Annotated in this window: 22 protein-coding genes and 1 pseudogene; 12 read left to right on the forward strand and 11 right to left on the reverse strand. The window is 62.8% G+C overall.

The features are described from left to right. Positions 1-2 precede the first annotated feature (2 nt). The 3 genes from ABLV49_RS15910 to ABLV49_RS15920 all read left to right on the forward strand — a co-directional run bounded on the left by ABLV49_RS15910 (position 3) and on the right by ABLV49_RS15920 (position 2293). Positions 3-1154, forward strand: a complete 1152-nt coding sequence (locus ABLV49_RS15910; RefSeq protein ID WP_349277928.1) for an AAA family ATPase — start codon at positions 3-5, stop codon at positions 1152-1154. Continuing rightward, entirely contained in the window at positions 1151-1768 is a 618-nt protein-coding gene (locus ABLV49_RS15915; protein WP_349277930.1) for a hypothetical protein, read from the forward strand. Before ABLV49_RS15910 ends, ABLV49_RS15915 begins: the two co-directional genes overlap by 4 nt. 216 nt (positions 1769-1984) lie before the next feature. After that, the gene (locus ABLV49_RS15920; RefSeq protein WP_349277932.1) at positions 1985-2293 is read left to right on the forward strand and encodes an EthD family reductase; all 309 of its coding nucleotides are present in this window, start codon (positions 1985-1987) and stop codon (positions 2291-2293) included. A 34-nt stretch (positions 2294-2327) separates the two neighbouring features. Here ABLV49_RS15920 and ABLV49_RS15925 read toward each other — a convergent pair whose 3' ends face one another. The 6 genes from ABLV49_RS15925 to ABLV49_RS15950 form a co-directional block, all read right to left on the reverse strand. Then, positions 2328-3065: a slipin family protein gene (locus ABLV49_RS15925; RefSeq protein ID WP_415838085.1), complete on the reverse strand. Its 738-nt coding sequence runs from the start codon at positions 3063-3065 to the stop codon at positions 2328-2330. Between the two features lie 32 nt (positions 3066-3097). Further along, positions 3098-4459, reverse strand: coding sequence for an NfeD family protein (locus tag ABLV49_RS15930; RefSeq protein ID WP_349277935.1), 1362 nt, complete (start codon positions 4457-4459; stop codon positions 3098-3100). Between the two features lie 70 nt (positions 4460-4529). Continuing rightward, positions 4530-5657: an endonuclease/exonuclease/phosphatase family protein gene (locus tag ABLV49_RS15935; protein ID WP_349277937.1), complete on the reverse strand. Its 1128-nt coding sequence runs from the start codon at positions 5655-5657 to the stop codon at positions 4530-4532. 42 nt (positions 5658-5699) lie between these two features. After that, positions 5700-6203, reverse strand: a complete 504-nt coding sequence (locus ABLV49_RS15940) for a hypothetical protein (protein ID WP_349277939.1) — start codon at positions 6201-6203, stop codon at positions 5700-5702. A gap of 221 nt (positions 6204-6424) precedes the next feature. Continuing rightward, positions 6425-7501, reverse strand: coding sequence for an AI-2E family transporter (locus tag ABLV49_RS15945; RefSeq protein ID WP_349281747.1), 1077 nt, complete (start codon positions 7499-7501; stop codon positions 6425-6427). Positions 7502-7681: 180 nt separating this feature from the next. Continuing rightward, entirely contained in the window at positions 7682-8074 is a 393-nt protein-coding gene (locus tag ABLV49_RS15950; RefSeq protein WP_349277941.1) for a hypothetical protein, read from the reverse strand. Between the two features lie 271 nt (positions 8075-8345). Between ABLV49_RS15950 and ABLV49_RS15955 the strand changes: the two genes are divergently transcribed. Both ABLV49_RS15955 and ABLV49_RS15960 read left to right on the forward strand, forming a co-directional pair. Continuing rightward, positions 8346-8750 carry an EF-hand domain-containing protein gene (locus ABLV49_RS15955; RefSeq protein ID WP_349277943.1) on the forward strand — a complete coding sequence of 135 codons (405 nt, stop codon included), beginning with the start codon at positions 8346-8348 and terminating at the stop codon, positions 8748-8750. A 57-nt stretch (positions 8751-8807) separates the two neighbouring features. Continuing rightward, positions 8808-11129, forward strand: a complete 2322-nt coding sequence (locus ABLV49_RS15960) for an ATP-dependent DNA helicase (protein WP_349277945.1) — start codon at positions 8808-8810, stop codon at positions 11127-11129. Positions 11130-11186: 57 nt separating this feature from the next. On the opposite strand, the gene ABLV49_RS15965 is transcribed toward ABLV49_RS15960, so the two are convergent. Next, positions 11187-11414: a hypothetical protein gene (locus ABLV49_RS15965; protein ID WP_349277947.1), complete on the reverse strand. Its 228-nt coding sequence runs from the start codon at positions 11412-11414 to the stop codon at positions 11187-11189. A gap of 281 nt (positions 11415-11695) precedes the next feature. Here ABLV49_RS15965 and ABLV49_RS15970 point away from each other — a divergent pair, with 281 nt between their 5' ends. Next, positions 11696-13054 (forward strand): dicarboxylate/amino acid:cation symporter, encoded by a 1359-nt coding sequence (locus ABLV49_RS15970; protein ID WP_349277949.1) that lies wholly within the window; start codon positions 11696-11698, stop codon positions 13052-13054. A gap of 69 nt (positions 13055-13123) precedes the next feature. Here ABLV49_RS15970 and infA read toward each other — a convergent pair whose 3' ends face one another. From infA to ABLV49_RS15990, 4 genes and pseudogenes are all read right to left on the reverse strand, one after another. Then, positions 13124-13381: a translation initiation factor IF-1 gene (infA, locus tag ABLV49_RS15975; protein ID WP_011800392.1), complete on the reverse strand. Its 258-nt coding sequence runs from the start codon at positions 13379-13381 to the stop codon at positions 13124-13126. Between the two features lie 70 nt (positions 13382-13451). Further along, positions 13452-13691, reverse strand: a complete 240-nt coding sequence (locus ABLV49_RS15980) for a hypothetical protein (RefSeq protein ID WP_011800391.1) — start codon at positions 13689-13691, stop codon at positions 13452-13454. 347 nt (positions 13692-14038) lie between these two features. Beyond that, positions 14039-15053 (reverse strand): annotated as a pseudogene (locus ABLV49_RS15985) (response regulator transcription factor). Then, positions 15046-18573: a hybrid sensor histidine kinase/response regulator gene (locus ABLV49_RS15990; protein WP_415838082.1), complete on the reverse strand. Its 3528-nt coding sequence runs from the start codon at positions 18571-18573 to the stop codon at positions 15046-15048. The pseudogene ABLV49_RS15985 and the gene ABLV49_RS15990 overlap by 8 nt, the downstream one beginning before the upstream one ends. Positions 18574-18719: 146 nt before the next feature. Here ABLV49_RS15990 and ABLV49_RS15995 point away from each other — a divergent pair, with 146 nt between their 5' ends. From ABLV49_RS15995 to ABLV49_RS16020, 6 genes are all read left to right on the forward strand, one after another. Next, positions 18720-19022, forward strand: a complete 303-nt coding sequence (locus ABLV49_RS15995; RefSeq protein WP_293633736.1) for an urease subunit gamma — start codon at positions 18720-18722, stop codon at positions 19020-19022. Positions 19023-19140: 118 nt separating this feature from the next. Then, positions 19141-19734 (forward strand): HupE/UreJ family protein, encoded by a 594-nt coding sequence (locus ABLV49_RS16000; protein WP_415838081.1) that lies wholly within the window; start codon positions 19141-19143, stop codon positions 19732-19734. Positions 19735-19748: 14 nt separating this feature from the next. Next, a complete protein-coding gene (locus tag ABLV49_RS16005) occupies positions 19749-20054 on the forward strand; it encodes an urease subunit beta (RefSeq protein ID WP_349277954.1) in 306 nt (101 codons plus the stop codon). Next, positions 20054-21772, forward strand: a complete 1719-nt coding sequence (ureC, locus tag ABLV49_RS16010) for an urease subunit alpha (protein WP_349277956.1) — start codon at positions 20054-20056, stop codon at positions 21770-21772. Before ABLV49_RS16005 ends, ureC begins: the two co-directional genes overlap by 1 nt. Positions 21773-21779: 7 nt before the next feature. Beyond that, the gene (ureE, locus tag ABLV49_RS16015; RefSeq protein WP_349277958.1) at positions 21780-22406 is read left to right on the forward strand and encodes an urease accessory protein UreE; all 627 of its coding nucleotides are present in this window, start codon (positions 21780-21782) and stop codon (positions 22404-22406) included. Then, positions 22403-23101 (forward strand): urease accessory protein UreF, encoded by a 699-nt coding sequence (locus ABLV49_RS16020; protein WP_349277960.1) that lies wholly within the window; start codon positions 22403-22405, stop codon positions 23099-23101. Before ureE ends, ABLV49_RS16020 begins: the two co-directional genes overlap by 4 nt. The last annotated feature ends 13 nt before the right edge of the window (positions 23102-23114 follow it).

Here is a 23114-nt window from a genome sequence, read left to right on the forward strand (position 1 = left end):
ATATGCTGGTTACCCGACTCAAACTCAAAAATTGGCGGAACTTTCGTGCATTGGATGTGCCGCTGCGCGAAGTGTCTTATCTGCTCGGCCCCAATGCATCGGGCAAATCGAATCTGCTTGATGCTTTTCGTTTCTTGCGCGATGTGAGCAAATCCAAAGGGGGTGGTTTGCAGCAAGCTGTTGCCGACCGGGGAGGCATCAGCAAGCTGCGGTGCCTGCATGCACGCACCGACACGGAGGTGCTGATCGACATCGAACTGGCTCAGTCTCCCGACGATGCACCGCAGTGGCGTTATGTGCTGGGCTTCAAGCCAGAAGGCAAAGGCGCGCAGCGCATCCTCATTTCCACCGAGGAGGTCTGGAAAGACGACCAACGCCTTTTTACCCGGCCCGACAGAAATGACAAGGCCGATCCAATGCTCCTGACCCAGACACGTCTGGAACAGATAGCGGCCAACGCTAGCTTTCGCGATCTGGCGGATTTTTTCGGCGCCACAACCTATTTGCACCTAGTTCCACAGTTGCTAAAATTCGCCGAAAAAATGGGGTGGCACCGGCTGGAAGATGATCCTTTCGGCCAGGGTTTTCTAGAGCGGATTGCGAAAACCCCTGACAAAACACGCACCGCCAGACTCAACAAGATCAGCAAGGCACTGATGCTTGCCGTGCCCCAGTTCAAGGAATTGCGATTTGCTCAGGACAAACTAGGCCACCCCCATCTGGAAGCCTTGTATGCCCACCATCGCCCCAACGCTGGCTGGCAATCGGAAGAGCATTTCTCGGACGGCACGCTGCGCCTGCTGGGCCTCTTGTGGACGCTGCTCGATGGCAATTCCCTGCTGCTGCTGGAAGAGCCTGAAATCTCACTGAACGATGCCATCGTCAAAGAAATTCCTCTCATCCTGCAGCGCTTGCAACGTGAAAGGAAATACAAACGCCAGATCATTTTGAGCACACACAGCGAAGCGCTTCTGAGCAATCCGGGAATTGATGGTCGCGGGGTTGTGCTGCTCGAAACCGGACCGCAAGGCTCCACTGGCAGAACGCTTGAGAAAGAAGAGACGATTGCGCTGGAAGCAGGCTTGTCTGTTGCGGAAGTTGTGTTGCCTAAAACCCGGCCCACTTCCGTCAACCAATTAGGTTTTTGGCAATGATGCCAGTAGCCCTGGCAACCGAAGATATCTTGAGCGAAGCGATTGGATTTCGCTTACTGGCCGAATTGCCAGTCCCTGTGACGCCCGGCCTGTTACTGCGCAAAGATGGCTTTGGCTATCTACGCTCAGGCATGAACAACTGGCGGCAACTGGCGCAGCACCAGACCGTGCTGATTCTCACCGACCTGGACCAAGTCGCCTGCCCCGTTGAACTCAAGGCGCAGTGGCTCGGCAAGAAGCCACTGCCAGCTAACTTGATGTTCCGCATTGCCGTGCGAGAAATCGAGTCCTGGGTTTTGGCTGACCATGAAGCCATGCGAAAGCTGATAGGCAAAAAAGGAACTCTACCGCCCGAGCCAGATACCTTGCCAGACCCCAAGCAACATTTGCTCAAACTCGCAAAGCTGGCAGCCAGACCAGTACGGCAGGACTTGGTCAAAGAGGCTGGCGCGGTGGCAAGTCAGGGGATTGGGTACAACCAGCGTCTGACGGCTTGGATAAGTTCTGAGTGGAGTCCTGAACGTGCCGCGCAACGCTCACCCAGTTTGCAGCGCACACGCATTCGCCTCCATGAATTAGCCTTGCGACTGCAAGCCGAAAATCATGAATATTGAATTTTTGCAACTCCAAATCACGCTACAAATTCAATAGCTATCTGTACATGTCCAGTAAGCGCCAGCGGCCTGAAATACTTGAAACTCCCGCTTCAGCTCCACGACAGCCGACGCAGCCAAGCCCCGCCGCCTCGTCCATTGCCACGCCAACTGGTAAATTGCATCCCGGCCCGCGTCTTGCGGGCCACGCCACACAACACACCGGAGACAACCCCCATGGCCAAGCTTTTCGCGATCTACCAGCAGCCCGCCGACACCGCTGCATTCGATGACTACTACTTCAACAAGCATCTGCCGCTGGCCAAGACGCTTCCCGGCTTGCGCAGCTATGAAGTGACCAGCGGTGACGTGATGGGCATGGCGGGCAAGCATGGCGCGTACCTGGTCGCCGTGCTGGAATTCGACTCCGTGCCGGCCATCCAGGCGGCCATGGCGTCAGCGCAAGGGCAGGCCACCGCCGCCGACCTGGCCAACTTTGCCGGCGCCGGCGTGGACATCATGGTGGGCGAGACGCGCCAGGTCTGATTCAGCACCGAGGCTGCCAGCCGAACTCCGCTTTTCAGCCTGCTGCCTTCCGCTGCTTTTCCAGGAACGGCGTCAGCAAATCCATCGGCAGCGGAAAGATCACGGTCGTGTTCTTGTCGGCGCCTATCACCGTCAGCGTTTCCAGGTAGCGCAGCTGGATCGCCTGCGGCTCCTGCGCGAGGATTTTCGCCGCCTGGAACAGCTTTTCAGAGGCCTGCAGCTCGCCCTCGGCATGGATCACCTTGGCGCGCCGCTCGCGTTCGGCTTCGGCCTGGCGGGCAATCGCGCGGATCATGGATTCGGTCAGATCGACCTGCTTGATCTCGACATTGGCGACCTTGATGCCCCACGAGTCGGTTTGCGCATCGAGCGCCTGCCGGATGTCAGTGTTCAGCTTCTCGCGCTCGGCCAGCATGTCGTCGAGCATGTGCTTGCCCAGCACCGAGCGCAGCATGGTCTGCGCGAGCTGGCTGGTGGCGTTGAGGTAATCGACCACCTGGATGATGGCCTTTTGCGGGTCGATGACGCGCAGGTACACGACGGCGCTGACCTTGACCGACACGTTGTCGCGCGAGATCACGTCCTGCGTCGGCACCTCCAGCACCACGGTGCGCAAATCCACCCGCACCGCCTGCTGGACGATCGGGATGATGATGACCAGCCCCGGCCCCTTGACCTGCCAGAAGCGCCCCAGGGTGAAGACGACGCCGCGCTCGTACTCGCGGAAGATGCGCACCGCGTTGAGCAAGAAAACAATCAGCAGCAGCACCATCAGTGCGCCGCCCAGCCAGCCGAATTCGATATTCATGTTGATTTTCCTTCCGGGCCAACCGCCTCGACGCTGAGCACCAGCCCGTCGATGCCGACCACCCTGACCTGTTGACCCCGCCCAAGCGGGGCGTTCGCACGAACCTTCCACACTTCGCCGAGGATGCTTGCCGACACGCTGCCGTCGGGATTGACGATGACTTCGCCGGTAGCTCCCAGCATCTGCTCGCGGCCGCTGACCACCGGCCGCTGGCGCGCGCGCAGCGCGAAGTTCAGCACGACCAGCAGAAAAGCGGCGCTGGCCAGCGTCACGCCGGCAATCAAGGGCCACGGAATCCGGTAAGCGGGCGCGTCGGTGTCGATCAGCATGACCGAGCCCATCACAAAGGCCACGATGCCGCCCAGCCCCAGCAGGCCAAAACCCGGCGCGAAATGCTCGGCCACCAGCAGGCCGACGCCCAGCGCGATCAGCGCCAGGCCGGTATAGCTCACCGGCAGCAGCTGCAGGGCGAACAGCGCCAGCAGCAGGCTGATGCCGCCGATGACGCCGGGCGCGACCAGGCCCGGGCTGAAGAACTCGAACAGCAGGCCGTAGAAACCGAGCATGAGCAGGATGTAGGCAATGCCCGGGTCGGTGATGACCGCCAGCAGCCGGGTGCGCCAGTCCGGCTGGATGTCGATGATTTCGGCGGCGGCGGTGGCCAGCCGCCTTTCCTGGCCCAGCACCGTGAGCTTGCGGCCGTCGAGCTGTTTGAGCAGTTGCGGCATGTCGGCGGCGATCAGATCAATCACGTTCAGCTTGAGCGCCTCCTGCGCCGACAGGCTGACCGCTTCGCGTACCGCCTTGTCGGCCCATTCGACGTTGCGCCCGCGCAGTTCGGCCAGGCCGCGAATGTAGGCGGCCGCATCGTTGGTCTGCTTGTTCCGCATCGCCTGCGCCGAGGAAGGCGCGTTGTCCGTCCCGGATTTGTCCCGGGAGGCAGCCGGTTCGCGCGGTGCTGCGGGCTGGGGGCCTAGCGACACCGGCGTTGCCGCCCCCAGGTTGGTCGCCGGCGCCATCACGGCGATGTGGCTGGCGTACAGAATGTAGGTGCCGGCGCTTGCCGCGCGCGCGCCGTTGGGCGCGACGAAAGTGGCAATGGGTACGGGCGAGGCGAGGATGTTCTTGATGACCGAACGCATCGACAGGTCCAGGCCGCCCGGCGTGTCCATCTGGATGACGACCAGTTGCGCCTTGAGCGCGGCGGCCTTGTCAAGGCCGCGCCGCAGGTAGTCGGCATGGGCAGGCCCGAGCGCCCCGCTCTGGCTGAGCAGCACGACGGGCGGCACCGCAGTCTGCACCGGCTGCGCGCCAATCAGCGACGACCAGAAGATCAACAGCAGCGCGAGTATTCGCATCAACCCGCCTCCTTTTCACGGCCAGTCAACTAAGTTGCAAGCATGGCGGCACTCCGGGCGGCCTTGCCGGCTAAATATCCAGCTCCACCCACACCGCCGCATGGTCCGATGCCGCTTCCTCGGCGCGCGTCACTTCCTTGAAGTGCGGCCACAAGGTTCCGTTCGTGCCGCCCCACATGCCGCGCCGCTCGACGCCGGCAGCCTTCACCTTGTCGAACAGCCCGGGCGACAGCAGGATGTAGTCGAACTTGCCCGAGGCGGTGCAATTGCCATGGGTGCCGGGCCGCCCGCCGTTGTCATACTTCGGGTGGCTGGCCACGTCGCGCAGGCTTGAGCCTTCGCGCAGCAGCGGGTTCAAGGGGGCGTTGCCGGGCACTTCGTTCAGGTCGCCCATCATGACCAGCCAGTCGTCGCCTTCGGCAAGGTGCGCGTCGTAGATCTCGCGCACCCGCGCGGCCTGCCGCTTGCGTTTGGCGTTGTTCGCGGCCTGCTCTCCGTAGCCCTTGCTTTTGAAATGGTTGAGCAGCACCCACAGCCGTTTTCCGCTGGGCAGGCCCAGCTGGTATTCGGCGCAGTCGCGGCTGAAGATCAGGCCTTGCGCGTCGGCATCGTGCACATGCGAGCGGATCGACAGCACCGGGTAGTCGCGGCGCGTCAGCAGGCCCACGTCGATGCCCCGGTCATCGTTGCCGTCCACCAGCATGACATGGTGATAGGCATTGAACAAAAGATGCTCCACGCTGGTTTCGCCCAGCACCTGCTCGTTGAACAGGCGCAGCGTGGTGCGGTCTTCGGCCTCCATCACGCCCAATACGTCGGCGTTGAGGGTGGCAATGACCCGGGCCGTGTTTTGCGTGGCCACTTCATTGACCGGCTCCGTCTTCAGCTCGACCCAGCCAATCCAGCTGGTGCGCCCGCTGGCGATGATTTCGGGTTCCCCGGTTCGCGGCCTCTTGATCAGCTGCCCGCGAATCTTGCGCAGCCGCATCAGCGGCCCCTCGTCGGATTTGAGCAGCCCGCTGGCCTTGAGCAAGGCCAGCATGCGGGTCTTGTCGGCGCTGCTGTAAACCGCCTTTTCAAACAAGGTATTGAGCGCCTGGTGTGCTTCCAGCGCCGGTTTGCCCTCGGCCCATGTCGCCCCGTTCATCGCCTTGGTACGGTTAAACATGTTTTCGACGTTAAAGGTGGCAATCAGCATGGATGTTCCCCTGAAGGTGACGCCGGCTTGGGCGCTGATGCGCTAATGCGCAGGGCTGCCGGTCAGCGCCATCACCAGCCACCAGGAGCAAGCCGGCCCATCCGGATCAGCCGCTGCCGGGTCAAGCTGGTGAAGGCAGTCGCTGGGCTGCACATAGCCGTGCTCGCCCAGTCGCGGCAAGAAGTCGGGCAGGTCGCCATCGCCCGGCCGGTGTTTTTTGGAAGACCAGGAAAACCTGACGACTTCCAGGCCATACAGCGATTGCAAGCGGTCACAGCGCTCAAAACACGCGGCAGGCGTGCTGTTGTAGCCATGCAGGTAGAGCAGCAGTGGCCGCGATTCCTGGAACATGGGCAGCAACGCCTGCATCGAGTCGGCATCATCCACATCGCTGTCGATTTGCGACACCTTCCAGCGCCCCGCCGTGGCCTGCGGCGTGTGTTCCAGGGTGGCCAGCGCCCGGTGAGCCAGATCGGCGGTGAATGTTTGCTGACAAACCAATGCGTCGGCCCTGCTTTCGAGTTCACGACTGCTGAAGATAAGCATCTTCGTCTCCCTTGTTACTTTTTCTTGGACAGTGCATGAGTGCACTGTCCAGTCATCGTGACCAAAGAGCTTGCCGATGGCTATCCCCCAAACGAGTGATTTGCATCACGCATTCCTATTAAGAACCCTGGGTCATTTGGGAACAGGGATATCAATCGCTACAAATACAATAGCTATACAGGCTTATTCCACCTGCGCAAAAGGCCTGAATCATCGAAAATTCAAGCCGGCGGCAACTCAACCGGCTCATCCTGCCGGGCCTTGCTGAAAATATCCCACGCCGCCATGAACATGGCGGCAATCACCGGGCCGATGACAAAGCCATTCAGCCCGAACAGGGACATGCCGCCAATCGTGGAAACCAGCACCACGTAGTCGGGCATCTTGGTGTCCTTGCCGACCAGCACCGGGCGCAAGACATTGTCAACCAGGCCAATCACCAGAACGCCGAAGGCGATCAGCACCACGCCCTGCCAGATGGCGCCGGTCGCCAGGAAATAGATCGCCACCGGAATCCAGACCAGCGCCGCGCCGACGGCGGGCAGCAGCGACAGGAAAGCCATCAGCGTGCCCCACAGCACGGGCGCGTGAATGTCCAGGAACCAGAAGATCAGGCCGCCCAGCGCGCCCTGCATGACAGCCACCGCGATATTGCCCCTGACGGTGGCGCGAATGACGGTGGTGAACTTGCTGAAGAGATTGCGCTTGATGTCTTCTTCGAGCGGAATGGCCTGCTTGATGCGCCTGGACAGCGCGGCGCCGTCGCGCAGGAAGAAAAACATCAGGTACAGCATGATGAAAAAGCTGACGAAAAAATCAAAGGCGTTTTGCCCGATGCTCAGGGCCTGCGCGGCAATGAACTGGCTTCCCTTGGTCAGGCTGTCCGACACGCGCTCCTGGATCAGGCCCAGGTTGTTCAGCCCCGAGCGGTTGAGCAGGCTGGTGATCCACGCCGGAAGCGCATCATAAATCTGCTGGAAATAGCGGCCAAAGCTCAAGTCCCCGGACTGCACGCGCTGGTAAACGCCGGCCGCTTCCTGTGTCAGCAGAACGCTGATCAGCCCCACGGGCAAAATGACCAGCACCAGGATGATGGACACCGTGAACAGGGCCGAGAGCGTGCGCCGTTGAGACAGCTTGTTCATGAAGCGCAAAAAGATTGGCGAAAACATCAGCGCGAAGATCGCTCCCCAGAACACCGCGCCGTAATAAGGCCAGAGCACCCAGAAGAAAGCCAGCGAAACCAGCACCAGCAGCAGCAGGAAGGATCTGTCTTCAAGGGTGGAAGACCTGGCCATTTTTGAAAGTTTCATGGGCTTGCCGAGGTTAAGAAGGCTAAAAAAATTACCCATGGTAACGGCATCAATGCCGGCAACGGGACGCAGATGCTCCTTGTCCAGCGTCATGAAGCGCTAAATTCACCGGCTGCATTCGTGTGCTTGCAACGGCCCTGAAAATCACATCCTCGCCGCTTCGGTTCAGGCTTTGCGGGACGGATCTGCGTCCCCGCTGTCTTCATCGGCTTCCAGGTCATCGCTGTCGTCGGCGAGGTCTTCGACTTCATTCAGATCGCTCAGATCGTCAAGATCATCGCCCGCCGCCTCGTTCAGGCCAGTCTCCTCATCAGCGCCGGGCGGCTGTTCAATCTGGTCGGGCAGGATGTCGGCATCCGCGTGGCCACGGCCCGTGCCCACCGTGGCGCGCTCCCCGGTTCCGGCGGAATCGCTGTCGCTGGACAACTCGTCGTCGCTGTAAGCGCCCGTGGCATCGCTGCCGCTGTCGGAGTTGTCGCTCGGACCCAGGGCGTGCATGTCTTTTCCACTGATTTCCTCGGGCAGCTTGGAGCCGCCCAGAATGCTGCTGGTTGCCATGGTGTTTCCTTGTGCGTTTAAAAGGTCTTGAGGCTTCCTATTGTGAAAAGCCAGGCTGGCCGGCCCTGTCGGACAGTCAAGGGCCATGCTGTCAGCCGCTGGCGCATGTGTTGCCATTGCGCTAAAAATCGGCCTGTCATCGCCGGCAAAATCATGCACCGGCTGATGTGCCTGCGGCGTAAAGCTGCGCAACAGGCTGCAAGGATGCTGGAGCTGCCAGGCAAACTGGCGTCCAATGGCACGGATGTTTGACTCTTCGCTTTACAAATCAATGAATTTTTCCACGGCCAATCGACTCAAATCATGTTCCGCCTTGCCCGCCAGGGCGTTTACCGTGCCGGCATGGGCATTGACGCTCTGCATGAGCGCGGCAGCGGCTTTGTTCGCCTTGAGCGCCCACGCCCAAGGCGTCGAAACGCCTGCAGCGGCGCCCTCTTCCGCTGCTTCTGAAGTTTCCGCCGCCGAACTGCCCGCGCCAGCGCCCCGCTATGCGGCCAATGACCTGGAGCGCGCCTTCGGCTTCATGGATGGCGACCGCGATGGCAAGGTCAGCCGCCAGGAAGCGTCCGGCTTTCGCGGCGTGGCCAAGAACTTTGACCGGGCCGACAGCAACCAGGACGGTTTCCTGTCGCGCGAGGAATTCGACACGGCCATGAACTACGTCAAGCCGAAATGACCCGCTCAGCCTGCGCCTGCGCACAGCAATGGGCGTGAAGCCCAAAGCGAGCGCCGGGTGAGCTACGTCGTTGCCGTCAGGGCCTTGTGCGAGTTCACCGCCAAGCAGGGCGACCTGGACCTGCGCTTCACGCCCTCGCCTTCGGCCCAGGAAGGCATCGCCGGCCATGCGCTGGTGGCCTCGCGCCGCAGCAAAAGCTGGCAGCCCGAACTCAGCCTGAGCGGCGACTACCAGGAACTGCGGGTGCGCGGCCGGGCCGACGGCTACGACCCGGACAAGAACCAGCTCGAAGAAGTCAAGACCTTCCGGGGCGACCTGGCGGCCATGCCCGAGAACCACCGGCAACTGCACTGGGCGCAAGTGAAGATTTACGGCTGGCTGCTGTGCCAGAAGCTCGAACTGCCCGAGGTGCGGCTGGCGCTGGTGTATCTTGATATCGGCAGCCATGAGGAAACGCTGCTGACCGAACGCATGAGCGCCGATGCGCTCAGGGATTATTTTGAAGCGCAGTGCGAAAAATTCCTCGGCTGGGCGCGGCAGGAGCTGGCCCACCGCGCGGCGCGCGATGCGGCGCTGCAGGCGCTGGCTTTCCCGCACGCCGCTTTCAGGCCCGGCCAGCGCGACCTGGCCGAAGCGGTGTACCGATCCGCCGCCAGCGGCCGCAGCCTGATGGCCCAGGCGCCGACCGGCATCGGCAAGACCATCGGCACGCTTTTTCCGCTGCTCAAGGCCGCGCCCCGGCAGGAACTCGACAAGGTATTTTTTCTGGCGGCCAAGACGCCGGGCCGCCGGCTGGCGCTGGATGCGCTGGCGTTGATCCAGCAGAGCGCGCCGGCGCTGCCCCTGCGCGTGATCGAACTGGTGGCGCGCGACAAGGCTTGCCTGCACCTGGACAAGGCCTGCCACGGCGATTCGTGCCCGCTGGCCCAGGGCTTTTATGACCGCCTGCCGCAGGCGCGCAGTGCCGCGCTGGCAGACCCACGGGCCAGCCGGCAGGGCAAGGAGGCGCTGCGTGAGGTGGCCCTGGCGCATGGCGTGTGCCCCTACTACCTGAGCCAGGACCTGGTGCGCTGGAGCGATGTGGTGGTCGGCGACTACAACTATTACTTTGACGTGAGCGCCCTGCTGCATGCGCTGACGGTGGGCAACCAGTGGCGCGTCAGCGTGCTGGTCGATGAAGCGCACAACCTGGTGGACCGGGCGCGCAAGATGTATTCGGCCGAACTGGACCAGGCCGAGTTGGCGGGGGTTCGGCACGCTGCGGCGCCCGCGCTGCGAAAGCCGCTCGACCGCCTGCACCGCGTCTGGCGCGATCTGCAGAAAGACCCGCGGCACGATCCGCAGGCGGCTTACCAGGTGCGGCCCGACCCGCCCGACAAATTCCTGCTGGCGCTGCAGCAGGCCACCAGCGCCATCACCGACGACATCGAGGCGCATCCGACGCGCGTGGACGCGGCGCTTCAGCGTTTTTATTTCGATGCGCTGCATTTCTCGCGCATGGCCGAGAGCTTCGGCGGGCATTCGCTGTTTGACATCACGCAGGATGCCGCTCCGGGCGGGCCGGCTCACACCAGGGGCAGCCGCGCTTGGTCCCGGCTGTGCATCCGCAATGTGGTGCCGGCGCCGTTCCTGGCGCCGCGCTTTGCCGCCGCCCGCTCGGTGGCGCTGTTTTCAGCCACGCTGAGCCCGCAAAACTATTACGCCGACATGCTCGGGCTGCCCGCCGACACGGCCTGGGTCGATGTGCAGTCGCCCTTCATGGCCGATCAGCTGGCGGTGCGGGTGGTCAGCGACATCTCCACCCGCTACCAGCACCGCGAGTTGTCGCTGCAGCCCATCGCGGATCTGATGGCGCGGCAATACGCGGAAAAACCGGGCAATTACCTGGTGTTCCTGAGCAGCTACGACTACCTGGAAAAGCTGGCGGAACGCTTCAGGCAGCATTACCCGCAGATCCCGATGTGGGAGCAGACGCGGCGCATGGACGAGGCGGCGCGCGATGAATTCCTTGCGCGCTTCACGGCGCAAAACCAGGGCATCGGCTTTGCCGTGCTGGGTGGCTCGTTTGCCGAGGGCATCGACCTGCCCGGCGACCGGCTGATCGGCGCCTTCATCGCCACGCTGGGCCTGCCGCAGGTCAACCCGGTCAATGAGCAGATCAAGCTGCGCATGGCCGAGAATTTTGGGGCCAGCCAGGCTTATGACTACACCTACCTGTACCCGGGCGTGCAGAAAGTGGTCCAGGCGGCCGGCCGGGTGATCCGCAGCAACTCGGATCGCGGCGTGATCTACCTGATGGACGACCGTTTTGCCCGGCCGGAGGTCAGGCGCCTGCTGCCGCGCTGGTGGCGGGTCGGGCAGATTCGCGTTTTCAAGTGAAAACAGCTTCTTGCGCAATAGGGTCGGGCATTTATTGCTATTTAAAATATAGCAATATTACTCGTTCGGGTTGTTGCCCTTGATGCCGTGCTGTTCTTTGTAGGCCAGCTGAACCCGTTCAAGCCGCTCAACCAGACCGTCAATCTTCGCGAAGTCCTTGACCGGCGCGGCCAGCAGGCGCTCCAGTTCTTCGCGCAAATGGTCGTATTCGGCTCGAAGGTCGGGGTTGAGCGTGCCGGGCGGAATGTAGCCGCTGCGCACGGAAGGCATTGGGTCTGAGGGCATGGCTTGTCTCCTGGTTGGATGAAGCGGGCGAGCTGAAAACCTGTCGATTCTAGGCATGCACGCCCTCAACAAGGCCGCCGACTTACCCTGCCCTGCCTGTAGTCCAACGCCGGGTTCAACCGCTGCCGGACACGAACGAAACATTCGAAACAAGCGGCAAAAAGTCAACGCCGAATCCGGCGATACCCGTAAATTGCAAGTTTCAAAGATGGATATTTTTTGGCCCCGGACTCTATTGAATCCTGATCACCAACCGCCGCATCGACCCATGCGCTCCTGCCATGACCACGTCAGCACCCACCGAAAAACTGCCGCTCTACCGTTCCCTGTACTTTCAGGTGGTGTGCGCGGTCATTGCCGGCGTCGCCCTGGGCTACTTTTACCCGAGCGCGGGCGAGAGCATGAAGCCACTGGGCGACGGCTTCATCAAGCTCATCAAGATGATGATCGCGCCGATTATTTTCTGCACTGTGGTGGTCGGCATTGCCGGCATGGAGGACATGAAAAAAGTCGGCAAGACCGGCGGCCTGGCACTGCTTTACTTTGAAGTCGTCAGCACCTTCGCGCTGATCATCGGCCTGGTGCTGGTCAACCTGTTCCAGCCCGGCGCCGGCATGAACATCGACGCGGCCACACTGGACACCAAGTCGATTGCCGCCTATACCGGACCGGGCAAGATGGTCAGCACGACTGACTTCATCCTGAACGTCATCCCGACCGCGTTTGTCGATGCCTTTGCCAAGGGCGAGATTTTGCAGGTGCTGCTGCTGGCCATTTTGTTCGGCTTTGCGCTGCACCGCTTCGGCGGCCGGGGCACGCTGGTGTTCGACATGATTGAAAAGTCGTCGCATGTGCTGTTCACCATCGTCGGCTTCATCATGAAGGTGGCGCCCATCGGTGCGTTTGGCGCCATGGCCTTCACGATTGGCAAGTACGGCGTCGGCTCGCTGTTTTCACTCGGCAAGCTGATGGGCGCGTTCTATCTGACCTGCCTGATTTTCATCTTTGGCGTGCTGGGCGCCATTGCGCGCATCCACGGCTTCAGCATCTGGAAGTTCATCAAGTACATCAAGGAAGAACTGCTGATCGTGCTGGGCACTTCGTCGTCGGAGTCGGTGCTGCCGCGCATGATGGAAAAGATGGAAAACCTGGGCGCCAAAAAGACCACCGTAGGCCTGGTGATTCCCACCGGCTATTCGTTCAACCTCGACGGCACGTCGATTTACCTGACGATGGCGGCGGTCTTCATCGCGCAGGCCACCAACACGCCGATGACGCTGATGCAGGAAATCACGCTGCTGGGTGTCTTGCTGCTCACCTCAAAAGGCGCGGCGGGCGTGACGGGAAGCGGATTCATCGTGCTGGCAGCCACGCTGTCGGCCGTGGGCACGGTGCCGGTGGCCGGTCTGGCCTTGATTCTGGGCATAGACCGCTTCATGTCGGAAGCGCGCGCGCTGACCAACCTGATCGGCAATGGCGTGGCCACGCTGGTCGTGGCCAAGTGGACCAACGAGCTGGACATGGAGCGGCTCCAGGCCGGCCTGAACAACGAGACGTGGGAAGAAGCCCAGGAACCGGAAAGGGTGCTGGACAAAAAAACGGAGCACATGCCGGTTTCCGCCATGAGTGATGCTGGCTGACCGTTGCCATGCCGGCATGGCGGTCAACCCTGCATTGACGGCTTCAGGACGCCGTTGAAGCCAGCGCGCTTAGCGCGACTGGCGCGGCGCAGGGCCGGGTCCGCGACCGGCAATGTGGCGGAAGGTGATACGGCCCTTGCTCAGGTCGTAAGGGGACAGTTCCAGCGACACCTGGTCGCCGGCCAGGATACGGATATGGTTCTTGCGCATCTTGCCGGAGGTGTAGGCCACCAGCTTGTGGCCGTTGTCCAGCGTCACGCGAAAGCGCGAGTCGGGCAGAACCTCGTCAACCAGTCCGTGCATTTCAATCAATTCTTCTTTGGCCATCTATAACTCCTGATATTTCAAAAATTTCAAAATTATTTTGTGTCGCCAGCCCACACGGGCTGGCTTTGCATCATGCGCAAACCGGCGCTGAGCGTTCGTGAATCCAGCCCAAGGCGTGTTCGGTAGCGTAATGTACGGCAGCGGCGGCGCTGTCAAAAATTCCGGTGAAACGCAGCACCCTGTCATGGGTACCGCTGCCGCGACCGGAGCGGATGGAAACTGAAGCCGCGAAGCGGCCTTCGCCCTGCGATTTGGCAGTGGGCGAGACAAGGTATTTACCTACCTCTATTTGGGTATCGTTCATAGTCATAAAAGTCTTTGCCGGATATTTTTTCCGGCTTCATGGGAGAGAGTAACCAGCTTGCGAGCAAGCCAACGTGTATTCGGTATCTGGCCGCCAGGCAGGTGAAAGCCAAGGCAGCTTGAGCCATAAGTGGGCACCGTTGGTGGAAGTGCTCGCCAGGAAATGGAGGAGTGCTGTGGGCATCAAGGCTGAAAAACCTGTGAAAGCAGTGCCAGATCGCTGGGAATTCGGGCTCTAGGAAGCGCCGCATTTGAGAAAGAAGCCGAATGAAACAGTGACTTCGATGAAAAACGCTGATGCGTTACCGAACCCACCATTATAACCGGGCAGCCGGACAAGTGCGGCTCTATCATTCAGCACTCGAACTGCGGATGAAGCTGCCGGATGCGGTTCATGGCCCGGCCGGCGGCGGCGGTGCGGGTTTCCACGCCCAGCTTGGCGTACACGCGCTCCAGGTGTTTTTTGATCGTTGCCGGGCTGGCGCCCAGGATGTCGCCAATGTCGCGGTTGACCTTTCCCTTGACCACCCAGTACAGCACCTCGGCCTCCCGGGCGGTGAGCTTGAAGCTCAAGGCTATCGCCTCGACCACGGCATCGTCCGAAATTTCACGCATCACGATCAGCCAGTCGCCGCCGCTGTCGCTGCCCTCGGTTTGCTGGTGCAGCCGGAACGTCAGGCGGCGCGGCCCCTGCTCCACCGTCAGGCGCGGCGGCTCAATCTGGAGCTCGGCGTCGGCCAGGTGGCGGCGCAGCCAATCCAGCACGGGCTGCGGCGTTTGCGGCGCCGTGGTGCCGTAGTAGCGCATCAGCAGTTCGCGCGCCAGCGGCGTTTGCCAGATCAGCTTGCCATCCTCCTTGCCATCGGCATGCATGCGCACGGTCATGCTGGCGTAGCCAAACGCGTCGAGCGCGTTGCGCGCCTGGCCGGCCTGCCGGGCTTCCTGCCGGGCGCGGCGCGCGCCCTGCAGATGTACGCCCATGCGGGCCATGACTTCCTTGGGCTTGATCGGCTTGGTCACATAGTCCACGCCACCGGCCTGCAAGGCGGCCACCAGGTGCTCGGTTTCGGTCAGGCCGGTCATGAAGATGATGGGAATGTGCGCGGTTTCCGGCATCGCCTTGAGTCGCCTTGCCACTTCAAAACCGTCCATGCCGGGCATCATGGCGTCGAGCAGCACGATGTCGGGAACGGCCTGGCTGGCGGGCGCGCTGCAGCGCGGCTTCGCCGCTGGTGGCGACCAGCACGGTATAGCCGGATTCGTCGAGCGCGTCATGCAGCACCGCCAGGTTGTCGGGCACGTCGTCAACGATCAGCACCACGTCGCTGTTGGCGCGGTCCAGCGTGCGATCCAGGCGGCTGTCAGGCATCAAGTTCATGACCGGGTTCTTTCTGTGTGAGCTGGCTGGCCATGGCTTCAAAGCGGAATTGACGCGCCATCAGGCGCATCTCCTCGACAAAGGAAGCGGTGGCCGGTTGCTGCTTTTCAATGTCCGCCAGCTTGTTGAGGATGCCACGGTAAAAGCCAAGATGGACCACTTCCAGCAGGCTGGCAAGCTGGCGCGCATCGGGCAGGATACGCGGCGCTGGCATGGCAACAACCGGGGCGGTGTTCGCTGCCGGGGCGTCATAGCGCCAGACCAGCCCCAGGCTGCGCTCCAGCCAGTCAATCAGCTCGGTATGGCGCACCGGCTTCAGGATGAAATCCTCGGCGCGTATGCCCACGTCGTTGTCCAGCCCCTTGTCAAAGGCGTTGGCCGACACAATCGCCAGGTGAATGCCGGCATGCCCCGCGTTGCGCACGCGGCGCAGCGTTTCCCAGCCGTCAATGCCGGCCATGGCCAGGTCCATGAAAATCACGTCGGGCCGATAGCCTGCCGCCAGCAAATCCAGGCAGTCGTGGCCGCTAGCGGCGGTGCGCAGTTCGAAGCCCATGGGCGCCAGCAGTTGCACCAGCAGTTCGCGGTCGGGCTCCTCGTTGTCCACCACCAGCAGCTTGCGGCGCGCGCCCTCGTAGCCCTGCGGCCGGCGCCTGGCATCCCGGACTTTGGTGGCAGGAAAGCTGGCTGTCGCCAGATGCACCTCCGGCAGGAACAGCCGGATGCGAAACACCGAGCCCTTGCCCGGAGTGCTGACCACCGTCATCTCGCCGCCCATCAGGTCAGTCAGCATCTTGGCAATCGTCAGGCCCAGGCCGGCGCCCGATGAGCCGCCCACGCTCTGGCCGGCCGTGCTGCCGCGCGCGAAAGGCTCGAAAATCTTCTCCAGCTCGGTCGCGCTCATTCCGGGGCCGGTGTCCTCGATGTCGATATGGGCCATCTCGCGCGCATGGCGCACCCTGAAGGTGACCTGGCCCTGGGCGGTGAACTTGATGGCATTGCCCAGCAGGTTGATCAAGACCTGGCGGACCCGCTGCTCATCGGCGCGCACCAGTTCGGGCAGATGGCCTGCAGCTTCAAAAGAAAAGCGCAGGCCCTTGGCGGCCGCCTGCAACTCGAACATGCCGGCCACCTCGTGCACGCAGTCGGCAAACTGCATCGGCCTGACATTGAGCGTCAGCTTGCCGGCTTCGATGCGGGCGATGTCGAGCGTGCCCTCGATCAGCGACAGCAAATGTTCGCCGCCGCGCTTGATGACGCTGACCGCCTGCTGGCGGTGCGGCGGAATGCTGGTGTCTTCGCCCATCAACTGCGCATAGCCCAGGATGCTGTTGAGCGGCGTTCGCAGCTCGTGGCTGATGGCGCTGATGTAGCGGCTCTTGGCCTGATTGGCCTGATCGGCCACGCGTTTGGCCTGCTGCAGCGCCTGATCGGTTTGCCGGTGCGACTCGATTTCCTGCATGAGCAGATGGGTCTGTCGGTTCGATTCTTCCTGTGCCACCTGCCGGCTCTTGTGCGCCAGCACCAGCCACCAGGCCACCAGCCCGGCAATCACCAGCAGCGCCATGTAGGCCTTCAAAAAGCCCGAACGCAAGGCGGACTCGGACGCCGCCAGTTCCGCCAGAGAGCTGATTTCCTGACGGTAAAGCAGGCCGAACAGCGTGGCCAGCAGCGGCACGATGACCAGCATCAGCAGCAGAAAATGGCTCAGCCCGTTGTCCAGGAAAGGCCAGACCGGGCGCGGCAGCAGCCAGCGCAGCGCGGCCGACCACTGCGCCGACAGGCTTGCGTGGGGTTTGCACAAGTCGCCGCAACGCGCATCGAGCGTGCAGCACAGCGAGCAGATCGGCCCCTGGTAAGCCGGGCAATGCGCCATGTCGGGGCCTTCATAGCTGCGCTCGCAAATCACGCAGTGCTGGGTGGCATGGCGCTTGTGGAGTCCCCCGGCGGCCGATGAAGCAGAGCGGCGCGCGATGTAGTAGCGCCCCTGGGTGGCCCAGGCAATCAGCGGCGCCGCCACGAACGCGGTCGTCATGGCGATCACCGCCGAAAATGCCCGTGCCATCTCGCCATACAGCCCCAGATGCGCGGTGATCGACAGCAGCGAAGCAAGCGCCATGGCGCCCACGCCGACCGGGTTGATGTCATAAAGATGGGCGCGCTTGAACTCGATTCCCGGCGGCGACAGGCCCAGCGGCTTGTTGATGACCAGGTCCGCCACCACGGCCATGACCCAGGCGATCGCGATGTTCGAATACAGCCCGAGCACCTCGCCCAGCGCCTGGAACACATTCATTTCCATGAGCATGAAGGCGATGGCGGTGTTGAACACCAGCCAGACCACCCGGCCCGGGTGGCTGTGCGTCAGGCGCGAGAAAAAGTTCGACCAGGCCAGCGAGCCGGCATAGGCATTGGTCACATTGATCTTGAGCTGCGACACCACGACGAACAGCGCCGTGGCGCCCACGGCCCAGCTGTAATTCGGAAACACATATTCATAGGCGGCCAGGTACATCTGGTTCGGGTCCACGGCCCGGTCCAGCGGCACCATGTTGGAAATCGCCAGGTAGGCCAGCAGCGCGCCGCCCAGCATCTTGACCACGCCCAGCAGCACCCAGCCCGGCCCGCCGATGAACACCCCGGCCCACCAGCGCCAGCGGTTGGCCTTGGTCTGCACCGGCATGAAGCGCAAATAGTCGGCCTGCTCACCCATCTGGGTGATCAATGCGATGCCGACCGTTAACGCCGCACCAAACAGGTGCAAATTGAAGTCGCCACTGCCTCCTTTCTCGCCTCCATACTGAACGACGCCTGAAAACGCACCAGGAGCGAGCATAAAAACATACGCAAAAGGCACGACCAGCATGATGAGCCACAAGGCTTGCGTCCAGACCTGCAGGCGGCTGATGGTTGAAACGCCATGGGTGACCAGCGGAATCACCACCAGCGCGCAGATCAGGTAGCCCCATTTGGGCGGTATGCCGAAGACAAGCTCCAGCGCATAGGCCATGACGGCGGCTTCGAGCGCAAAGAAAATGAAGGTGAACGACGCGTAGATCAGCGAGGTCAGCGTCGAGCCGATGTAGCCGAAACCCGCGCCGCGCGTCAGCAAATCCATATCGACGCCATGGCGCGCCGCATAAATGCTGATCGGCAGGCCGGCCAGGAAAATGATCAGCCCCGTGGCCATGATGGCCCAGAAGGCATTGGTGAAGCCGTATTTCACCAGCAAGGTCGCCCCGACCGCCTCCAGGATCAGGAACGAGGCCGCGCCGAACGCGGTATTGGCCACCCGCCATTCCGACCATTTTCGAAAGCGCTGCGGCGTGAAGCGCAGCGCGTAGTCTTCCATGGTTTCGCTGGCCACCCAGCTGTTGTAGTCGCGCCTGACCTTGATGATGCGCTGCACCGCCACCTCGGGTTCGGCGCCTGCGCCCCGGCCTTCATCCGGCGAGCCCGTGGGCATGCCCGGTTGAGGCGGTGGCGGTGAAGGCGTGGCGACGGCGTCCATGGTGCGAGGGATGATAGGCAGGCAGAGTGAAAGGCTCACAATTGCTGCACCTTCTGTGCCACACCAGCGCTGCCCTCTGGCTGATGGCATGCAAGCCGATGGCACCAATCTTGCGATTTTAGAGAAGCCGAACCCGAAAGAGCCCCATGGAATTGACTCCCCGCGAAAAAGACAAACTGCTGATATTCACAGCGTCCCTGCTGGCCGAGCGGCGCCGGGCGCGCGGCCTCAAGCTCAACTACCCCGAAGCCGTGGCGCTGATCAGCGCGGCCGTGATGGAAGGCGCGCGCGACGGCAAGACCGTGGCGCAGTTGATGAGCGAGGGCCGCACCATCCTGACCCGCGCCGATGTGATGGACGGCATCGCCGAGCTGATCCCCGATATCCAGGTCGAAGCAACCTTTCCCGATGGCACCAAGCTGGTCACGGTGCACCAGCCGATTGTGTGAGGCGCCTGCGCGCCATGGCATGCCGCTTGTTCAGTAACTCTTTTTTTGATAGCTGCATGCGCATTACCAGATTGCGCTACAGCCCTTATTGATACTTATTCCAGAGGAAATAACCCCTATGCCACGCAAACCACCTCGCGCTCTTTTTTTGATAGCTGCATGCGCAATGGCGACAAGCGCAAAAGCCCATATTGGCACTGATTTTGGGGCGCACGCGGAGATTGGCTTCCTTGACGGGCTGCTGCATCCCTTCACCGGCCTGGACCATCTGGCCGCCATGCTGGCCGTCGGCTTCTGGAGCGCCTTGAGCGCGCGCCGCCTGTGGACCACGCCGCTGGCCTTCGCGGCGATGCTGCTGGCGGGCGCCCTGCTCGGCCTGGCTGGCATCGAACTGCCAGCCGTCGAGCCGATGATTGCCGCTTCGCTGCTGGTGCTGGGCTTGCTGGTGGCCTTGCGCACGCAGATGCCCGCCATGCTGGCAGCGGCGCTGGTCGGCGTGTTTGCGGTGTTTCACGGCGTGGCCCATGGCACGGAGCTGGCAGGCGCGGCGAACATCGAGGGACCGTTGCTCGGCATGCTGCTCGCGACGCTGGCGCTGCACGCCACCGGCCTTGGGCTGGGCTTGGCCTTGCGCCACACCGCCTGGGTTTCGCGCATGGCCGGCGCAGGCGTGGCCATGTTCGGCGTGACCCTGCTGGCCCAACTGGCCTGAAGGAAGCACCCATCATGATTCCAGGCGAACTGATCACCGACGGCCCCGACCACCTCCTCAACGAAGGCCGGCGCACCTTGACATTGGTGGTGCAAAACACCGCCGACCGACCCATCCAGGTGGGCTCGCACTACCACTTCGCAGAAACCAACGCGGCGCTGGGGTTTGACCGCATCGCCGCGCGCGGCATGCGGCTGAACATTGCATCCGGCACCGCCGTTCGCTTCGAGCCCGGCCAACAGCGCACGGTCGAGCTGGTGGATTTTGCAGGCGAGCGAAACATCTACGGCTTTCGTGGCCTCATTCAGGGAGCGCTTTGATGGCAAGCATTGGACGCCGCGCCTACGCGGAAATGTTCGGCCCCACCGTCGGCGACCGGCTGCGGCTGGCCGACACCGATTTGATGATTGAAGTCGAAGCCGACTACACGCTGCGTGCCGGCAGCTACGGCGAAGAGGTCAAGTTCGGCGGCGGCAAGACGATTCGCGACGGCATGGCGCAGTCGCAAAGGACCAATGCCGAAGGCGCGATGGACACGGTGATGACGAATGCGCTCATCCTCGACCACTGGGGCATCGTCAAGGCCGACATCGGCCTGAAGGGCGGGCGCATCGCCGCCATCGGCAAGGCCGGCAACCCGGACGTTCAGCCCGGTGTGGACATCATCATCGGCCCGGGCACCGAGGTCATCAGCTGCGAAGGCATGATCGTCACCGCAGGCGGCATCGACTCGCACATCCACTTCATCTGCCCCCAGCAGATCGAGGAAGCGCTGACCTCGGGCGTGACGACCATGATGGGCGGCGGCACGGGACCGGCCACCGGCACCTTCGCCACCACCTGCACGCCGGGGCCGTGGAACATAGCCCGCATGCTGCAGGCCGCCGACGCCTTCCCGATGAACCTCGGTTTTCTGGGCAAGGGCAACGCCAGCCTGCCCGCAGCGCTGCATGAGCAGGTCAATGCCGGCGTCATCGGCCTGAAGCTGCACGAGGACTGGGGCACCACGCCGGCGGCCATCAGCAACTGCCTGGACGTGGCCGAGGAAGCCGACGTGCAGGTGGCCATCCACAGCGACACGCTCAACGAGTCGGGCTTTGTCGAGAACACGATTGCCGCCACCAAGGGCCGCTCGCTGTGCGCGTTTCACACCGAAGGCGCGGGCGGCGGCCATGCGCCCGACATCCTTCGCGTGGTCGGCGAGGCGAACTTTTTGCCCTCCTCCACCAACCCGACCATGCCCTACACCGTCAACACGCTCGACGAGCATGTGGACATGCTGATGGTCTGCCACCACCTGGACCCGGCGATTGCCGAAGACCTGGCCTTCGCCGAAAGCCGCATCCGCAAGGAAACCATTGCCGCCGAAGACATCCTGCACGACCTGGGCGCGATCAGCATGATGTCCAGCGACAGCCAGGCCATGGGCCGGGTCGGCGAGGTCATCATCCGCACCTGGCAGAACGCCCACAAGATGAAGCTCCAGCGCGGCAAACTGCCGGGCGACACCGAGCGCCACGACAATTTCCGCGTCAAGCGCTACATCAGCAAATACACCATTAACCCGGCCATTGCCCACGGCATCTCGCACGAGGTCGGCTCTGTCGAAGTCGGCAAGTTCGCCGACCTAGTGGTCTGGAAGCCGGCATTCTTCGGCATCAAGCCGTCCATCATCCTCAAGGGCGGCTTCATCGCCATGGCCGCCATGGGCGACCCCAATGCCTCGATTCCGACGCCGCAGCCGGTGCATTACCGGCCCATGTTCGGCGCTTTCGGCGGCGCCATCGCCAAGGGATCGCTGACCTTTGTGTCGCAGGCCGGGCTGGCCGCCGGCATCCAGGAACGCTTCGGCCTGGCCAAGACGCTGAGCGCGGTGAAGAACATTCGCGGCGTGCGCAAGCAGCACATGATCCATAACAATTACCTGCCGAAAATGGAAATCGACGCCCAGACCTACCTGGTGCGCGCCGACGGGCAACTGCTGACCTGCGAGCCGGCGACCAGCCTGCCGATGACGCAGCGCTACTTTTTGTTTTAATCCAGCGATGCTTCAAATCTCCAAACTCATTTCGCAGGGCGCCGGCCTGGCTCCCGTGCTGGTCAAACGCGCGTCCACCCTCGAACTCGACTGGGACGTGCGTCAGAAAAGCCGCTTTGACGCGACCGACTCGCTGGGCCGCCAGCTCGGCGTGTTCCTGCCGCGTGGCACGCTGGTGCGCGGCGGCGACGTGCTGATCGCCGAGGACGGCTCGATGGTGCGCGTGATTGCCGCGCCGCAGGCGGTGCTGCGCATCACGGCCTGCACGGCACACGGCACGCCCTTCGACCTGACCCGCGCGGCCTACCACCTGGGCAACCGCCATGTGCCGATTGAACTGAAACCCGACCACCTGAAAATCGAGCCCGACCATGTGCTGGCCGACATGCTGCGCGCCATGCACCTGACCGTTCAGGAAGTCGAGGAAGCCTTTGAGCCCGAAGGCGGCGCGTACAGCGCGGGCGGCCACGGCCACACGCATGCGCCTGCCGCAACGCCCGTTCCCGCCGCCGTGCCGCCAGCCGCCCATGTCCACGGACCGGATTGCAACCATGGTCATGACCACGCCCATGCGCCGCAGGCCATCAAGCCGGTGGTCATCCAGATCCATCCGCGCAAGCCGCACAGCCATTGACGCAAGCGGCCCAAGCCCTGCCGGCGGCCAGCCTGCTCCAGCTGATCTGGCTCGCTTCCCCGGCCTTGCCCGTGGGCGGGTTTTCTTACTCTGAAGTGCTTGAGGCGGCCGTGGACCGGGCGGGAGTAGCTACGGAAAGCATAGCATCTGACTGGCTGGCCGACCAGCTCCACCTGACGCTGGCGCGCGGCGACCTGGCCGTGATTGCCCAGGCGATTCCAGCCTGGCGCGCCAGCGACCTGCCGCGCATCCAGCAACTCAACGACTGGGTGTTGCAGACCCGTGAATCCAGCGAGCTGCGGCTGCAGGCCGAGCAGATGGGCCGCTCGCTGCTCGACTGGCTGCGCAACCATGACGGCGCCAACGCCGCGCACATAGCCGCCTGCGCCCGCATGCAGCCGACCTATCCGGTCGCGTTTGCCCTGGCGGCGTCGCAGCTAGAGGCCGGCGTGCGCGACTGCCTGCTGGCCTACGCCTTTGGCTGGGCCGAGAACATGGTGCAGGCCGCGCTCAAGTCGGTGCCGCTGGGCCAGAGCGCCGGCCAGCGCATCCTGGCGCGCCTGAGCCGGGACATTCCAGCAGCGGTCGAATCTGCCCTGCTGCTTCCGGACAGCGAACGCCAGGCGTTTTCGCCCATGCTGGCGATTCTTTCGGCCCAGCATGAAACCCAGTATTCGCGGCTGTTTCGCTCCTGACGAATTAGCGCCT

The organism is Polaromonas hydrogenivorans (assembly GCF_040105105.1).
In the GTDB taxonomy this organism is placed as follows: Bacteria; Pseudomonadota; Gammaproteobacteria; order Burkholderiales; family Burkholderiaceae_C; genus Polaromonas; species Polaromonas hydrogenivorans.

Bases quoted from the DNA above. Each gene is read 5' to 3' on its own strand.
- ABLV49_RS15910 (WP_349277928.1), top strand. From the start codon at position 3: ATGCTGGTTACCCGACTCAAACTCAAAAATTGGCGGAACTTTCGTGCA.
- ABLV49_RS15915 (WP_349277930.1), top strand. From the start codon at position 1,151: ATGATGCCAGTAGCCCTGGCAACCGAAGATATCTTGAGCGAAGCGATT.
- ABLV49_RS15920 (WP_349277932.1), top strand. From the start codon at position 1,985: ATGGCCAAGCTTTTCGCGATCTACCAGCAGCCCGCCGACACCGCTGCA.
- ABLV49_RS15925 (WP_415838085.1), bottom strand. From the start codon at position 3,065: ATGGTGCTGCTGCTGATTGTTTTCTTGCTCAACGCGGTGCGCATCTTC.
- ABLV49_RS15930 (WP_349277935.1), bottom strand. From the start codon at position 4,459: ATGCGAATACTCGCGCTGCTGTTGATCTTCTGGTCGTCGCTGATTGGC.
- ABLV49_RS15935 (WP_349277937.1), bottom strand. From the start codon at position 5,657: ATGCTGATTGCCACCTTTAACGTCGAAAACATGTTTAACCGTACCAAG.
- ABLV49_RS15940 (WP_349277939.1), bottom strand. From the start codon at position 6,203: ATGCTTATCTTCAGCAGTCGTGAACTCGAAAGCAGGGCCGACGCATTG.
- ABLV49_RS15945 (WP_349281747.1), bottom strand. From the start codon at position 7,501: ATGGCCAGGTCTTCCACCCTTGAAGACAGATCCTTCCTGCTGCTGCTG.
- ABLV49_RS15950 (WP_349277941.1), bottom strand. From the start codon at position 8,074: ATGGCAACCAGCAGCATTCTGGGCGGCTCCAAGCTGCCCGAGGAAATC.
- ABLV49_RS15955 (WP_349277943.1), top strand. From the start codon at position 8,346: ATGAATTTTTCCACGGCCAATCGACTCAAATCATGTTCCGCCTTGCCC.
- ABLV49_RS15965 (WP_349277947.1), bottom strand. From the start codon at position 11,414: ATGCCCTCAGACCCAATGCCTTCCGTGCGCAGCGGCTACATTCCGCCC.
- ABLV49_RS15970 (WP_349277949.1), top strand. From the start codon at position 11,696: ATGACCACGTCAGCACCCACCGAAAAACTGCCGCTCTACCGTTCCCTG.
- infA (WP_011800392.1), bottom strand. From the start codon at position 13,381: ATGGCCAAAGAAGAATTGATTGAAATGCACGGACTGGTTGACGAGGTT.
- ABLV49_RS15980 (WP_011800391.1), bottom strand. From the start codon at position 13,691: ATGACTATGAACGATACCCAAATAGAGGTAGGTAAATACCTTGTCTCG.
- ABLV49_RS15990 (WP_415838082.1), bottom strand. From the start codon at position 18,573: ATGGACGCCGTCGCCACGCCTTCACCGCCACCGCCTCAACCGGGCATG.
- ABLV49_RS15995 (WP_293633736.1), top strand. From the start codon at position 18,720: ATGGAATTGACTCCCCGCGAAAAAGACAAACTGCTGATATTCACAGCG.
- ABLV49_RS16000 (WP_415838081.1), top strand. From the start codon at position 19,141: ATGCCACGCAAACCACCTCGCGCTCTTTTTTTGATAGCTGCATGCGCA.
- ABLV49_RS16005 (WP_349277954.1), top strand. From the start codon at position 19,749: ATGATTCCAGGCGAACTGATCACCGACGGCCCCGACCACCTCCTCAAC.
- ureC (WP_349277956.1), top strand. From the start codon at position 20,054: ATGGCAAGCATTGGACGCCGCGCCTACGCGGAAATGTTCGGCCCCACC.
- ureE (WP_349277958.1), top strand. From the start codon at position 21,780: ATGCTTCAAATCTCCAAACTCATTTCGCAGGGCGCCGGCCTGGCTCCC.